11 protein-coding genes are annotated in these 14,549 nt (G+C 68.4%); 3 read left to right on the forward strand and 8 right to left on the reverse strand.

All coding sequences use genetic code 11. The features are described from left to right. Nucleotides 1-33: 33 nt before the first annotated feature. Nucleotides 34-435: a DUF4870 domain-containing protein gene (locus FB464_RS08160; protein WP_342780670.1), complete on the forward strand. Its 402-nt coding sequence runs from the start codon at nt 34-36 to the stop codon at nt 433-435. A gap of 39 nt (nt 436-474) precedes the next feature. On the opposite strand, the gene FB464_RS08165 is transcribed toward FB464_RS08160, so the two are convergent. The 3 genes from FB464_RS08165 to lepA are packed head-to-tail and all read right to left on the reverse strand — an operon-like array spanning nt 475 to nt 4,294. After that, nucleotides 475-1,755 (reverse strand): coproporphyrinogen-III oxidase family protein, encoded by a 1,281-nt coding sequence (locus FB464_RS08165; protein WP_116414304.1) that lies wholly within the window; start codon nt 1,753-1,755, stop codon nt 475-477. Nucleotides 1,756-1,764: 9 nt separating this feature from the next. After that, entirely contained in the window at nt 1,765-2,433 is a 669-nt protein-coding gene (locus tag FB464_RS08170; RefSeq protein ID WP_116414303.1) for a DUF1990 domain-containing protein, read from the reverse strand. A gap of 10 nt (nt 2,434-2,443) precedes the next feature. Further along, entirely contained in the window at nt 2,444-4,294 is a 1,851-nt protein-coding gene (gene lepA / locus FB464_RS08175; RefSeq protein ID WP_116414302.1) for a translation elongation factor 4, read from the reverse strand. A 153-nt stretch (nt 4,295-4,447) separates the two neighbouring features. Here lepA and FB464_RS08180 point away from each other — a divergent pair, with 153 nt between their 5' ends. Beyond that, nucleotides 4,448-5,359, forward strand: coding sequence for an NAD-dependent epimerase/dehydratase family protein (locus tag FB464_RS08180; RefSeq protein WP_116414301.1), 912 nt, complete (start codon nt 4,448-4,450; stop codon nt 5,357-5,359). On the opposite strand, the gene FB464_RS08185 is transcribed toward FB464_RS08180, so the two are convergent. Next, nucleotides 5,347-6,510, reverse strand: a complete 1,164-nt coding sequence (locus FB464_RS08185) for a pyridoxal phosphate-dependent aminotransferase (RefSeq protein ID WP_116414300.1) — start codon at nt 6,508-6,510, stop codon at nt 5,347-5,349. The genes FB464_RS08180 and FB464_RS08185 overlap by 13 nt on opposite strands. 187 nt (nt 6,511-6,697) lie before the next feature. On the opposite strand from FB464_RS08185, the gene rpsT reads away from it, so the two are divergent. Continuing rightward, complete coding sequence (gene rpsT / locus FB464_RS08190; protein ID WP_116414299.1) at nt 6,698-6,961, forward strand: 30S ribosomal protein S20; 264 nt, start codon at nt 6,698-6,700, stop codon at nt 6,959-6,961. Between the two features lie 160 nt (nt 6,962-7,121). Here rpsT and holA read toward each other — a convergent pair whose 3' ends face one another. From holA to leuS, 4 genes are all read right to left on the reverse strand, one after another. Next, nucleotides 7,122-8,189 (reverse strand): DNA polymerase III subunit delta, encoded by a 1,068-nt coding sequence (gene holA / locus FB464_RS08195; RefSeq protein ID WP_116416516.1) that lies wholly within the window; start codon nt 8,187-8,189, stop codon nt 7,122-7,124. Between the two features lie 16 nt (nt 8,190-8,205). After that, on the reverse strand, nt 8,206-10,878 hold the full coding sequence (locus tag FB464_RS08200; RefSeq protein ID WP_116414298.1) for a ComEC/Rec2 family competence protein: 2,673 nt from the start codon (nt 10,876-10,878) through the stop codon (nt 8,206-8,208). Beyond that, complete coding sequence (locus tag FB464_RS08205; protein WP_246092976.1) at nt 10,875-11,687, reverse strand: helix-hairpin-helix domain-containing protein; 813 nt, start codon at nt 11,685-11,687, stop codon at nt 10,875-10,877. Before FB464_RS08205 ends, FB464_RS08200 begins: the two co-directional genes overlap by 4 nt. A gap of 108 nt (nt 11,688-11,795) precedes the next feature. Continuing rightward, nucleotides 11,796-14,411 carry a leucine--tRNA ligase gene (gene leuS / locus FB464_RS08210; protein ID WP_116416515.1) on the reverse strand — a complete coding sequence of 872 codons (2,616 nt, stop codon included), beginning with the start codon at nt 14,409-14,411 and terminating at the stop codon, nt 11,796-11,798. Between the last annotated feature and the right edge of the window lie 138 nt (nt 14,412-14,549).

Raw genomic sequence — 14,549 nt, forward strand, 5'->3', positions numbered from 1 at the left:
CTCGATATCGTCATCCAACGAAAGGCCCCACCCATGAGCGACTACCCTCCCAAAGGCCCGCCCACTCCCCCGCCGGCCGCGCCCGGCTACCCCGCGGTGGCACCCATGCGCCCCGAAGACCAGCGCCTCTGGTCGACCCTCATCCACGTCGGCGGCATCATCTTCGGGTTCCTCCCGGCGCTGATCGGCTACCTGGTGCTGAAGGACCGGGGTGAGTTCATCCGCGAGCACACGAAGACGGCGCTCAACTTCCAACTGACGATCCTGATCGGCTACATCGTGGGTTACATTCTGACGATCGTGCTCATCGGCGCCGTCATCGTGCTCGCGGTCTGGATCATCAGCATCGTCTTCGCGATCATCGCCGCAATCGCCGCGAACAAGGGCGAGGGCTACACCTACCCGAAGTGGTGCGCGATCCAGTTCATCAAGTAGCGCCTGCCGAGCGCCCCGGTCATCGATCGGGGCGCCCGGTCAGGTGAGGCGGCGCACCACTGCGTCAGCCAGCAGCCGCCCCCGCAGGGTCAGTTCCACTGATCCGCGGAGGGCGGCTCTTCCGTCTATCAGGCCGTCGGCGATGAGACCAGCGATCTGCTGCCGGGCTTCTGCTGCCAGGGTCGCGATGGGGAGGCCGGATCGGATGCGCGCCAGCAGCAGCACGCGCTCGATCTCCCTCGACTCCCCGTCGGGCGTCTCGCGGCCCGCGGCGGGTGAGTGACCGGAGAGGATGCGTTCGGCATAGGCCGCCGGGTGCTTCACGTTCCACCAGCGGGTGCCGCCCACATGGCTGTGCGCGCCGGGACCGATGCCCCACCAGTCGTGACCCTGCCAGTAGGCGAGGTTGTGGCGGGAACGGAACTCGCTCGTCGGTGTGGCGGGGCCGGTGAGGGCGTCGGCGTTGGGCGTCGCGGGGGCAGCGGACGCTGAGCGCGCCCAGTTGCTCACCTCGTACCACTCGTAGCCGGCGCTGGAGAGCCGCGCATCCGCCAGCTCGTACATGTCGGCCTCGAGGTCGTCGTCGGGCACGGGGTACACGCCCGACCGGATCTGGCGGGCCAACTTGGTGCCCTGCTCCACGATGAGGGCGTAGGCAGAGAGGTGGTCGGGCTGCATCGCGAGGGCGGCATCGAGCGAGCGCTCCCAGTCGCCGAGCGACTCCCCCGGCGTGCCGTAGATGAGGTCGACGCTCACCTGGAGTCCGGCGTCCCGCGCCCACTGCACGACCTCCGGCACACGCTCAGGGTCGTGGGTGCGGTCGAGCGTCTTCAGAACGTGCGGTACTGCCGACTGCATGCCGAAACTCACGCGCGTGAAACCGGCCGCGGCGAGCTCGACGAGGTAGCGGGCATCCACCGAGTCGGGGTTCGCCTCTGTGGTGACCTCGGCGCCCAGCGCGAGACCCCACGCGTCGTCGACGGAGCGCAGCATCTGGACGAGCTGCGCGCTCGGCAGCAGGGTGGGCGTTCCGCCGCCGAAGAAGACGGTCGAGACGGGGCGCTCGTCGATGCCCGAGCGCGTGAGCACGTCGGCCGCGAGACCGACCTCGAGCACCGCCTGGCCGGCGTAGTCCACCTGCTTGACTCCGCGCAGTTCGCTCGATGTGTAGGTGTTGAAATCGCAGTAGCCGCAGCGCACGCGGCAGAACGGCACGTGCAGGTAGACGCCGAAGGGATGCCCGTGGCTCAGCTCTGCGGCGGACCCGGGCAGCAGCCCGTCGAGCGGCGCGGGGTCGCCGAGCGGGAGGGCGCTACCCACGGGGGCCCGTCACGACGTGCGGGCCGGCAGCAGGGCGCGGAGGTACTGCCTGGTCGCCTTGCGCTGCTGCCAGCGTACGAACGGTGTGCCGAGCCGGTAGAGCAGCGTGCTGGGACGCGAGAAGCTCCGGATGACCACCCAGACCGACCCGTCGTCGTGCTGTTCGACCATGAAGCTCTCTTCGCCGATCTGCGGATGCCCGGGAAGGGTGCCGTACGCGAAACCGACCCGGTGGGCATCCGTCGTCACGGACACGACCCGGACCGGGGCCGTGAACTTCACCCCGAACACGTGCACGACTAGTTCGGCGGTGACGCCGGGTGCCACGTGCGGCGTGCCGTCTTCCGTGTAGACGTGACCCTCGTCGAGCTGGCGCGGGGCGATCGGCTGGCCGGCGGAGTCGTAGACGAGACCCGGATAGTCGGTCTCGCTCGACACGGGCAGCTCGATGTTCTCGACCGTCATGCCGCTGCCGCGCTGGATGCCCCAGGTGAGGATCGACTCCGCCGCGGCCTCGAACCGGTCGTCGCCCGAGCCGAGCCGCGCTTTTGCCTCGAAGGGCTTGAAGCCCTTGGGCGGGTAGTACATCAGGTCGTCGGCCTGGCTCGCCCCGATGGCGGCGTAGGTCAGGGACTGCCCGCTGTGGGTGGCGCGGGTGCGGCGCTCCTCGGTCGACATGGTTCGGCCTCTACTTCTTGTCTTTCGTCTCGGTCTCGCCGCTGAGGGCAGCGATGAACGCCTCCTGCGGAACCTCGACGCGGCCCACCATCTTCATGCGCTTCTTGCCCTCCTTCTGCTTCTCGAGCAGCTTGCGCTTGCGGGTGATGTCACCGCCGTAGCACTTGGCCAGAACGTCTTTGCGGATGGCGCTGATCGACTCGCGAGCGATGATGCGCGCACCGATGGCTGCCTGGATCGGAACCTCGAACTGCTGCCGCGGAATCAGCTTCTTCAGCCGCTCGGTCATCAGCACGCCGTAGGCGTAGGCCTTGTCTTTGTGCACGATGGCGCTGAAGGCGTCGACCGCCTCGCCCTGCAGCAGGATGTCGACCTTCACGAGGTCGGCCTCCTGCTCGCCGATGGGCTCGTAGTCGAGGCTCGCGTAGCCCTGCGTTCGGCTCTTGAGGTGGTCGAAGAAGTCGAAGACGATCTCGCCGAGGGGCATGTGGTAGTGGAGTTCGACGCGGTCGGTTCCGACGTACTCCATGCCGTCGAGGCTGCCGCGGCGGCCCTGGCAGAGTTCCATGATCGTGCCGACGTAGTCTTTCGGCGCGAGGATCGACGCCTTGACCATCGGCTCGCTGACGCTCTTGATCTTGCCGCCCGGGAACTCGCTCGGATTCGTGACGGTGACCGTCTTCTTGTCGTCGGTGGTCACCTCGTAGATGACGCTCGGTGCGGTGGCGATGAGGTCGAGGTTGAACTCCCGTTCGAGGCGCTCGGTGATGATCTCGAGATGCAGGAGGCCGAGGAACCCGCAGCGGAAGCCGAAGCCGAGTGCCACGGAGGTCTCGGGCTCGTAGACCAACGCCGCATCGCTGAGCTTCAGCTTGTCGAGGGCCTCGCGGAGGATCGGGTAGTCCGATCCGTCGATCGGGTAGAGCCCCGAGAACACCATCGGCTTCGGCTCGGAGTAGCCCTTCAGCGCGACCGTCGCCGGGCGGAGGTGCGTCGTGACGGTGTCGCCGACCTTCGAGAGCCGCACATCTTTCACGCCCGTGATGAGGTACCCGACCTCACCGACCGCCAGCCCCTTGCTGGGCGTCGGCTCCGGCGAGCTCACGCCGATCTCCAGCACCTCGTGCGTGGATTTGGTACTCATCATCATGATCTTCTCGCGCGGCGTGAGCCTGCCGTCGATCATGCGCACGTAGGTGATCACTCCGCGGTAGGCGTCGTAGACCGAGTCGAAGATCATCGCGCGCGGGGGTGCGTCGATGTCCCCGACGGGTGCCGGGATGCTCTGCACCACCAGGTCGAGCAGCTCCTCGACCCCCATGCCGGTCTTGCCGCTGACGCGCAGCACGTCTTCGGCCCGGCCGCCGATGAGGCCGGCGAGCTCCTCGGCGTACTTGTCGGGGTCTGCGGCGGGCAGGTCGATCTTGTTCAGGACCGGGATGATCGTCAGGTCGTTGTCGAGCGCGAGGTAGAGGTTGGCGAGGGTCTGCGCCTCGATGCCCTGTGCGGCATCCACCAGCAGGATCGCGCCCTCGCAGGCCGCCAGCGACCGGCTGACCTCGTAGGTGAAGTCGACGTGGCCAGGGGTGTCGATCATGTTGAGCGCGTAGGTCTGGCCGTTCTGGGACCACGGCATGCGCACGGCCTGGCTCTTGATGGTGATGCCGCGCTCACGCTCGATGTCCATGCGGTCGAGGTATTGGGCTCGCATGTCGCGGTCGCTGACCACACCGGTGATCTGCAGCATGCGGTCGGCCAGGGTCGACTTGCCGTGGTCGATGTGCGCGATGATGCAGAAGTTGCGGATGAACGCGGGGTCGGTCGACGCCGGCTGGAGTTCCTGTAGTGCTCTGGGGCTCACGCGTTCCTCAAGATTTTTCGGCGATGCTGCTGCGGGTGGTGCTGTCGATGTGCTCACAGAAGTTTACGAGACAGATGCACCCGGCGGTTCCCGGCCCCCAAACCTGTGGAGAGCTGACGGGAATCTCTGGGCTGTGGAGGAGTTGAAAGAGGTATGAGTATCTTTCTGACCGGTGCGACCGGTTTCGTAGGTTCAGCAGTTCTCCGCCAGCTCCTGGCCCAGGGACGAGAGGTGACAGCCCTCGTCCGCTCGGGCGAGAAGGCCGCCACGGTGAGCGAGCTCGGGGCGAAGGCCGTGGTCGGCGACATCACCGACACACAGTTGCTCGAAGAGCAGGCGCTCCTGAGCGACGGGGTCATCCACCTCGCCTCCCCCGGCGACGAGACGAGCGCGGCCGTCGACGACGCACTCGTCACCGCCGTCTTCGCCGGCCTCGAAGGCAGCGACAAGCCGTACGTGCACACCGGCGGCGTCTGGGTTCTCGGCAACGGCGCCGAACTGACCGAGTCCACGCCCCAGGATCCGCCGGCGATCACTGCGTGGCGCGGAGCCGTCGAGCAGCGGGTGCTCGGCGCCGAAGGGGTCAGGACGACCCTGATCATGCCCGGCATCGTGTACGGCTACGGCCAGGGCATCCCGAACATGGTGGTGCACGCACCGCGCACGACCGTCGTCTCCGGCGAGACGGGTGCGGCAGGTGAGTCGTCGCTGAAACTGATCGGCAGCGGCGACCAGCACTGGAGCACGGTGTTCGTCGACGACCTCGCCGAGCTCTACATCCTGGCGTTCGACAAGGCCGCGGCCGGCAGTGTGTACCTCGGCGTCGGCGGGGAGAACCCGACCGTTCGCCAGCTGGGTGAGGCGGCTGCCACCGCCGCCGGTCTCGAAGGCCGCGTGTCGCCGTCGACGGACGAGGAGACGTTCGAGATGCTCGGCAAGCCGTTCGCCGAAGCTCTGCTGCTCGACCAGCAGGCCACCGGATCGGCCGCGCGGAGCGACCTCGGCTGGGAGCCGAAGGGGCCTTCGCTCCTCGACGAGCTGAGCACCGGCTCCTACGCGGGCTGACCCGCCGAGCGCGGCGGCGTCGGAAGGCGCCGGATGCCCGTCTCGATGTCGTGCGGGGAGGCGGCCACGCACAGGCGGATCCAGCCCTCGCCGTGACGCCCGAACGCACTGCCCGGGGCCACTGCCACGCGCTGCTCGAGCAGGAAACGTTCCGCCCATTCGGCGACGTCACCCTTCGTCGCATACGAGACATCCACCCACAGATAGAAGGCACCGGACGGCTCGAGATACCGGATCCCGAGCTCGTCGAGCAGGCGCGTGGCGACGCCGAGGTTCTCCCGGTAGTGGGCGGCCGCGGCGGCGACATGTTCCTGCGGGCCGGTGATCGCCGCAACAGCCGCCCGCTGGGTGGGTGTGTTGATGCAACTGATCATCGCCTCCTGCGCCGACCGCATCAGGGCGGCCATGCCGGGCGGGGTCACGAGGTACCCGATCCGAGCTCCGGTCAGGGCGTAGGTCTTCGAGAGCGAGAAGACGGAGAAGACGCGGTCGTCAGTGTCGAGGGAGGCGACGCTCGTGTGCAGGGCACCGTAGGTGAAGCACTCGTAGACCTCGTCGCTCAGGATCCACAGGTCGTGCTTCTTCGCAAAGGCCAGCAGGTTCTCGATGACGTGCTTCGGAAAGATGGCGCCGAGCGGGTTGGACGGCGAGTTGATGATGATCATGCGCGTGCGGCCTGTCACCAGGCGTTCGAGCTCATCGAGGTCGGGGAGGAAGTCGTTGCTGAGCTTCAGGGTGTAGGGAACCGGCACGGCGGAGATCATCCGGGCGTTCATGGCGAAGGTCGAATATCCCGGATCAGGCAGCAGCACCTCGTCGCCCGGAGCGAGCGTGAGCGTCATCGCGAGGTAGAGCGCATGCATGCCGCCGTTCGTCACCCAGACCTGCTCGGTGTCGACGGTGATGTCGTTCTGCCGCTCCAGTTTGTCGACGATGGCCTGACGGAGCTCCGGAATGCCGCCGTTCGGGGTGTAGTCGGTGTCGTCGGCCCGCCAGGCGCTCTCGGCGACCTCGAGGATGTGCGGCGCGACGGCCACATCCGGCTCGCCGACCGCCAGGAACACGACGTCGTCGAGCGACTGGGCGAGTTCGAAGATGCGCCGGATGCCGGACGGGGGGACGGAGTCCATGTGGGCAGCAAGACTGGGCATACCCTCAACGGTAGTATGTTTGTCGTTCACGCCAGCTACTGGTAGCGTTGACCCTTGGCTTCCGTAGCCGCGCCCGAGGCGTTCCGACTCACTGACGTTTTATGGTCGTGATTCAAGTATTCGTCTGCGCGGGCTGCGATTCATCACATCAGAAATTTACAGACCAACAGATACAGAGGGTATTTCAGTGGCAAACATCAAGTCCCAGATCAAGCGAATCGGCACCAACGCCAAGGCTCACGAGCGCAACAAGGCCGTCAAGAGTGAGCTGAAGACGGCCATCCGCGCCGTCAAGTCGAGCGTTGCAGCCGGCGACAAGGAAAAGGCCGCCACGGCGCTGACCCTCGCGAGCAAGAAGCTCGACAAGGCCGCCAGCAAGGGCGTCATCCACAAGAACCAGGCTGCGAACCGCAAGTCGTCGATCAGCAAGTCGGTCGCCGCGCTGAGCTAATTTAGCTCCGCGCGCGCTTCTCGCGCTCCGCTGTACCAGCTTCGAAAAGCCCCGCCTCGGCGGGGCTTTTCTGCGCTCCGCGGCTGGCGATTCGCGAGGGCCGATCCTGGTCGACTCGGCGCACGCAGGAGAGCCGCAGAGGCGAGGCGGGAGGTGGGCGTCAGCGCTCGCCGCGCGAGGCGACGGTGGCGATCATCCGTTCGAGGGAGTAGACGGGGTCGCGGCTGCCGCCCTTGATGTTCTCGTCGGTCTCCGCCAGGATCTGGATGCTGCGGCCGAGGCCCTCTCCGGTCCAGCCCTGGAGGTCGCGGCGAGCGCGGTCGATCTGCCAGGGTGCGAGACCGAGTTGTCCGGCCAGCTGCCCGCCGGCACCCCGTGACCCGAGGACCTTCGCCATCGTGCGGAGCTTCATCGCGAAGGCGGCGACCATCGGCACCGGGTCGGCTCCGGTCGCGAGCGCGTGGCGCAGGAGCGTGAGCGCCTCCCCGTAGTGCCCCGCGATCGCGCTGTCGGCCACGGCGAAGGCGTTCGTCTCCACCCGCCCGGAGTAGTACTTCTCGACCGTGACCTCGGTGATCTCGTCGCTGGTGTCGGCGATGAGTTGGCCGCAGGCGCTCGACAGTTCGGCCAGATCGTCGGTGAACGCGGAGACCAGCGCCCGCACGGCGCTCGGTGTGACACGACGGCCCGCGGCCTTGAACTCCGCCACGGCGAAATCGTAACGCTCGGAATCCTTCTTCAGCTCGGCGCAGACCACCTCCACCACGTCGCCCGTGCTGGCGCGAACCGCGTCGAGCAGGCGTTTGCCGCGCACTCCCCCACCGTGCCGGAGCACGACCGTGGTGTCGTCGGCCGGGTACCCCAGGTACTCGATCGTCTCGGCGATGAACGCGTCGGTGCACTTCTCGACGGACGCCACCCTGATCATCCGCGGCTCGCCGAACAGCGAAGGGCTCGCCATGGTGAGCAGCTCCCCCGGCGCGTACCCGGAGGCGTCGATGTCGACGATCTCGAGGCTCGGGTCTTCAGCCTTCAGCAGCTCCCGGAGCTGGCGGATGGCGCGCTCGGCCAGGAAGGTCTCCGTGCCCGACACGAGCACCACGGAGGCTGGCCGGATCTGCTCCCAGGTCAGTTGCGGGATGACCGGCGCCGGCGCCTTCGTCGAGCCTCTGGCCGCACCGGATCCGCCCGCGCCTCCCCGCGCGGCTCCCGCACGCGACCCTCTCACAGCAGCCACAACACCCTCACTTCGGTCGAGCTTCAACCCTAGCCTGACCCTCCGACCACACGACGATCCCCTCAGGCGACGGGGCCAGCACGATCATCCCCAGCAGGTCTGTGCGGTAGGCGGCCGTGCCGGCCCGGGTGAGGATTCCGAGCAGCCGGTCGGTCGGATGCCCGTACCGGTTGTCCGCTCCGACGGAGACCAGGCCCACCTCCGCCGTGATCGCCTGGTAGAACGGCTCGCTCTGGTCGGCACTGCCGTGGTGGGCGACCTTCACGACGTCGACGTCGGGGAGCGCGTCCCCCGGGGAACCGGAGACGGCGCTCGCGTGCGCGAGGAGTCGCTGCGAGTCCTCGCCGAGATCCCCGAGAAAGAGAGAACTGATCGACCCGGAGAACTGTACGGTGACGCTCGCGTCGTTGCCGCGGAGAGCCGTGCCCGCCTCCGGCCACAGCACCTTCCAGCCGATGTCGCCGAGCGAACCGGTGTCGCCCCGTCGCGCCTGCCGCACGTCCGCTCCGGCCGCGGTGAGAGTCGTTGCCATCCGTTCGTCACGGGCATCCTCCGGCGGGCCCATCAGAACGGTGCCCACGCGCCCGACGACCGCGTCGAGGCCGCCGACGTGATCGAGGTCGTAGTGGGTGAGCACCAGCAGGTCGACGGCCTCGATGTGGAGCTCGTCGAGGCAGGCGTGCAGGAGGGTCGGGTCGGGGCCGACATCGACCAACGCGATGCGGTCGGGCTGGTCTGGCCCGGCCCCCGCACTTCGCACCACGACGGCGTCACCCTGGCCGATGTCGCAGGCCGCGATCTGCCAGTCGGCCGGCCACCCGATCGCCGGAAAAACGGTGCCCGAGAGCGTGGAGCCGAGGTAGACGGCGAGCGTGAGCAGCAGGACGCCGCCGGAGAGAAGGCGCACGGTGCGCCCGGCGTCACGCCGTCGCGGGCCGGGTGTCCGAGGTGGAGAGGGCAGCGGGAGCTGCGGGTGTGGCTGGGTCACCTGGGTTGGCGCGGCGTGCGGTCGGAGCAACAGCAGCACGAGGCCGGCGGCGCTGACGAGCACCACCAGCAGGATGCCCGCGACTCCTGCTGGCCAGGGCAGGGCGCTCCCCGGTGCTGTCGCGAAGAACCGGGCGACGCCGGCGATCCACGAGGCGGGCACCCAGGTGAGCCACGCGCCGACCGGAGCGAGGAACGGAACGGCAACTCCCCCGACGCACGACACGAGCCCGAGCACCGTGGCCACGGGAGCAGCGGGCTCAGCGAGCAGGTTGGCCGGCACGCTGTACGTGGAGATGGTCGGCGTGAGTAGCACGAGCACGGGCTGGCAGGCTAGCTGGGCCGCCAGGGGGACGGCGATGACGAGGGAGAGCCAGCCGGGCATCCACCTCGACAGGGACCCGTGCAGCGGCTTCGCGAGCACGAGGAGTCCGGCGGTGGCGAGCACCGAGAGCGCGAGGCCGTAGTTGCGGGCGAGCCACGGGTCGCAGGCGAGCAGGATGATCGTCGCGAGCCCGAGCGCGGGCAGACCCTTCGGCGGCCGACCCGAAGCGAGCGTGACCAGCACGATGGTCGCCATGACCGCAGCGCGAAGCACGCTCGACGAGGGAGTGACCAGCACGACGAACGCGGTCATGACGGTGAGCGACAGCACGATCCGGGCGCGACGGGAGAGCCCGGCCACTCCGCCGAGAAGCATGATGGCCGCCACGACGATGGCACAGTTCGCCCCCGAGACGGCGGTGAGATGGCTGAGTCCACTGCCTTTCATCTGAGCGTCGAGGTCGTCGCTGACGAGGTTGACGTCGCCGATGGCGAGACCGGGAACGAGTTGTCCGCCGTCGCCCGGCAGGCCGACGGCACTCTGCCGGAAGGAGGCGCGAAGCCCATTCGCCCAGCCCAGGTACCAGGGCGAGGGCTCGAGGAGGGTGGGTGACCTGTCGGTGTAGAGCAGGGCGACGACACTCTCGCCGGGGTCTGTCGGTCGAAGGCTGCCCGTCGCTTCGAGGTGTTCGCCGATCTCGTATTGGGGCGTGTCTGCTCCTGCACGGACGAACACCATCACGGGCATCTGCGCCTCAACCGAGGTCGATCCGGAGCGCACAGAGAGGGCGGTGGCGGTGAACCGGAGCTGCGTCTCGCTCGCCGCCTGCGGCGTGGGGTCGGAGGCGACCGGTGCGGAGGCCACGGTGAGCTGAACCGTGACCGTGTGCGCGAGCAGTGGCGCCAGCGCTACAGGATCGCGGTCGGGGAGCTGCGCGGCCACGGAGGTCGAGACGAGCCCGCCTGCGGCGAAGCAGAGAGCGGTCGCGGTCAGCAGCGTTCCAACCGCGGTCCGGAGCGGCCCCCGCCGTGTGGCGCCAGCTCGCACCGCCCGCCTCGATGGGCTCCGCCGTAGCGGGCCAACATCCAACTTGGCCCGCTCGATGCCTCGCGGAAGCGGGACAAACATAAGGACGATCACAATCAGGAGTACAGCTACGGATGCCGCAAAGAAGACAGATGCGCACCAGCCCGCGGCCTCGGCGAGCGCCGCGCGAGGCAGCCCGACCAGCAGCCCCGCCACCAGCCAGCAGCAGGCGGCCGGAACCACCAACCGCAGGTCGGACAGAGCCACCGTGGGAGCGTTGGCGGTGAAGGCCGGACGGGCCGGCTTCGCCGCAGGGGTGCCCTGGGATGCGGGCCGGGTCATGTCGTCACCAGCGGGGCCAGGGCCTCGAAGGTCTTGTCGCCGACACCGGACACGTTCTTCAGGTCGTCGACCTGCGTGAAACGGCCGTTCTCGGTGCGCCAGGCGATGATGCGCTGGGCCATGGCCGGTCCGACGTGCGGAAGAGTCTCCAGGGTGGCCTGGTCGGCGGTGTTCAGGTTGACGAGAGGGGGCGGCGGGCCGCCCACGCCACCCACTGCTCCGGCACCGCCCACGCCACCGGCGCCGCTCCCGCTGCCTCCGGCACCCGACCCGGGAGACCCCGGGGGCAGGGAAGCTCCCTGTTCCGGGATCACCAGCTGCTCCCCATCCGCCATCACGCGGGCGAGGTTCTGCCGGCCCTGGTCGGCTTTCTCGCTGAAACCCCCGGCAGCCGAGATCGCGTCGATCACCCGGTCACCGGAGTGGAGCTCGAAGAGCCCCGGATGCACGACCGCCCCCAGCACGTGCACGAGGATCAGCGTCTCCGACGAATGACCCACCGGGGCAGACGCCTCCGCCGAGGCGGGAGCGAGGGTGGCACCATGCGCGCCCGAGACCGTGGACCCAGACGGACCTCCCGCGCCAGAGGGCAGCGCGACCACCTCGGCCCGCCCGTGGCCAGCGAACATCGACACGAGGACGGCGCACACCAGGGCGACGATCACGAGCACCACGGCGGCGCCCACGCCGAGCCGGAGTCTCGAACGGGCGGCAGGCGGCTCCAGCTCAGGCTCCAGCTCAGAATCGCGCCCGGGCACCTCGATCTCCCACGGCAGCGGCACAGTCGCAGCCGCCCGCGCCGCAGGCACACCAGGCCTCTCAGACCTGCCACTCACACCGGGTACATCGCGCATGCACCGACCGTACGAAACAGAAAGGGCCGAGCATCCGCCCGGCCCCGAATCTGTGGAGAACTGCTACGAACGTGCCTTTGTGGCAATGTTGACGATCTTCGGCGCCCGCACGATCACGTTCACGACCTCGCGGTCACCGAGGAAGCGCACGACGGCCTCCGACGAGCGCGCCAGCTTCTCGAGCTCTTCGCTGGAGATCTTCGGTGAGACCTCGAGGCGGGCGCGCACCTTGCCGTCGACCTGCACGACGGCGGTGACCGACTCCTCGGTGAGGAGGGCCGGGTCGGCGCCCCGCCAACCGTACGCGGAGATCGAGGGCGGGTAACCGAGCCGCTCCCACATGTCTTCCGCGGTGTACGGCGCGAACAGCGAGAGTCCGAGCGCAATCGTCTCGACGGCCTCGCGCACGGCCGGATCCGCACCTCCCGGACCGCTGTCGACAGCCTTGCGGGCCGCGTTGGTCAGCTCCATGATGCGCGCGACGACGACGTTGAACTTGAACGCCTCGACAAGGCCGGGGGCCTCGGCGAGGAACCGGTGCGTGACACGGCGGAGCGCGACATCCCCGTCCCGCCAGTTCACCTCCGGTGCCGACGTGACGTCGCCCGAGAGCCGCCACGCGCGGGCCAGGAACTTCGCGGAACCGGAGGGCGACACATCCGCCCAGTCGATGTCGTCTTCGGGCGGACCCGCGAACGCCATCGTGAGGCGCACCGCGTCGACGCCGTGCTCGTCGAGCTGGTCGCTGAGGCGCACGATGTTGCCCTTCGACTTCGACATCGCAGACCCCTCCATCAGCACCATGCCCTGGTTGAGCAGGGCGCTGAAGGGCTCGGTGAACGAGACGTAGCCGAGGTCGAACAGCACCTTCGTGATGAATCGCGCATACAGCAGGTGCAGGATCGCGTGCGTCACACCGCCGACGTACTGGTCGACCGGGGCCCACTTGTCGACCTCGCGCGGGTCGAACGCCTTCGTGTCGTCGTTCGGCGAGAGGAAGCGCAGGAAGTACCACGAGCTGTCGACGAAGGTGTCCATCGTGTCTGCATCGCGGAGCGCGGGCGAGCCGTCGCGCGGGTCAGGCACGTTCACCCAGTCGGTCGCTGCACCGAGCGGCGAGGTGCCCTTCGGCTGCAGGTTCAGGCCCTCGGTCGGGGGCAGCAGCACGGGCAGCTGGTCTTCGGGCACGGGAATCTCCGCACCGTCGGCCCCATGGATGATCGGGATCGGCGTTCCCCAGTAGCGCTGGCGTGAGATCAGCCAGTCCCTGAGCCGGTAGTTCTTGGCCGCCCGACCCGATCCTTGAGCCTCCAGCTGCTCGATCACGCGGGTGATCGCCTTGTTCTTGCTCAATCCGTCGAGGTTCCCGGAGTTGATCAGGCGACCGTCGCCGGTCAGCGCCTTGCCGGTGGAAGCCGGGTCGAGCGGCGGCAGGTCATCCGGGAGCTCTCCGTCGACCAGCACGGGAATGGCGCCGGTGACGGGCTGGTTCGTGTCGAGCACGACGCGCACCGGCAGGCCGAACGCGCGGGCGAAGTCGAGGTCGCGCTGGTCGTGCGCCGGCACGGCCATGACCGCGCCGGTGCCGTAGTCGGCGAGCACGTAGTCGGCCGCCCAGACGGGCAGGCGCTCACCGTTGACGGGGTTGATCGCGTAGCGCTCCAGGAAGACGCCGGTTTTGGGGCGGTCGGTGGCCTGGCGTTCGAGCTCGGTGCTCTTCTGCACCTCGACCAGGTACTCCGCGAAACGCTGGCGCGCAGCATCCGGAACCGACTCGTCGGCGACGAGCTCGGCGGCCAGCTCGGACTCGGGGGCGACCACCATGAACGTGGCGCCGTGAAGCGTGTCGGGGCGTGTCGTGAAGACCGTCACCGGCGCCTGACGGCCCTCGATGGCGAAGTCGACGTCTGCACCGACGGAGCGGCCGATCCAGTTGCGCTGCATGGCGATGACCTTCGCAGGCCACGTGCCCTCGAGCTGCTTCAGGTCGTCGAGCAGGCGGTCGGCGTAGTCGGTGATCCTGAAGTACCACTGCGTGAGCTTCTTCTTCACGACGACGGCGCCCGAGCGTTCGGACGTTCCGTCGGGCAGAACCTGCTCGTTCGCCAGCACGGTCTGGTCCACCGGGTCCCAGTTGACCCAGCTCGACTTGCGGTACGCCAGGCCCTTCTCATACAGCTTCAGGAACAGCCACTGGTTCCACTTGTAGTACTCGGGGTCGCTGGTGTGCAGTTCCCGGCTCCAGTCGAACGAGCCCGCATAGCGCCGGAAGCTCGCCTTCTGCTGGTCGATGTTCGCGTACGTCCACTCGCGCGGGTCGATCTGGCGCTTGATGGCTGCGTTCTCGGCGGGCAGGCCGAACGAGTCCCAGCCGATCGGGTGCAGCACGTTGAAACCCTGGTGGCGCCAGTAGCGCGAGATCACGTCGCCGAGCGCGTACGCCTCGGCATGGCCCATGTGCAGGTCGCCGGAGGGGTACGGGAACATGTCGAGGATGTATTTGCGCGGGCGTTTGTCGTTCTCGAGATCGGTGCGGAACGGCTCCGACTCGTCCCAGACCGGCAGCCACTTGTTCTGGAGGGCCTCGAAGTCGTAGCGGGCGGAGTCGGGTGCTGCGCCGGTTGCGCCGGATTCTGCGCCGGTTGCGCCGGATGTTGCGTCGTCTTCGGCGCCGCGCACAGCGGAATCGCGTTCGATAGTCACGTGAGTCTCAATCGTCGGGGAACGACCGCACAGTGCGGCCTTGCGGGAGTCGGTTCGGGTGGTCGCGTCTCCAGCAGTCAATTGTACTGAACGTTGCCTGCGGCTCGCTGTTGC

Origin of the sequence: Subtercola boreus (genome assembly GCF_006716115.1) — a bacterium.
Taxonomy (GTDB): Bacteria; Actinomycetota; Actinomycetes; order Actinomycetales; family Microbacteriaceae; genus Subtercola; species Subtercola boreus.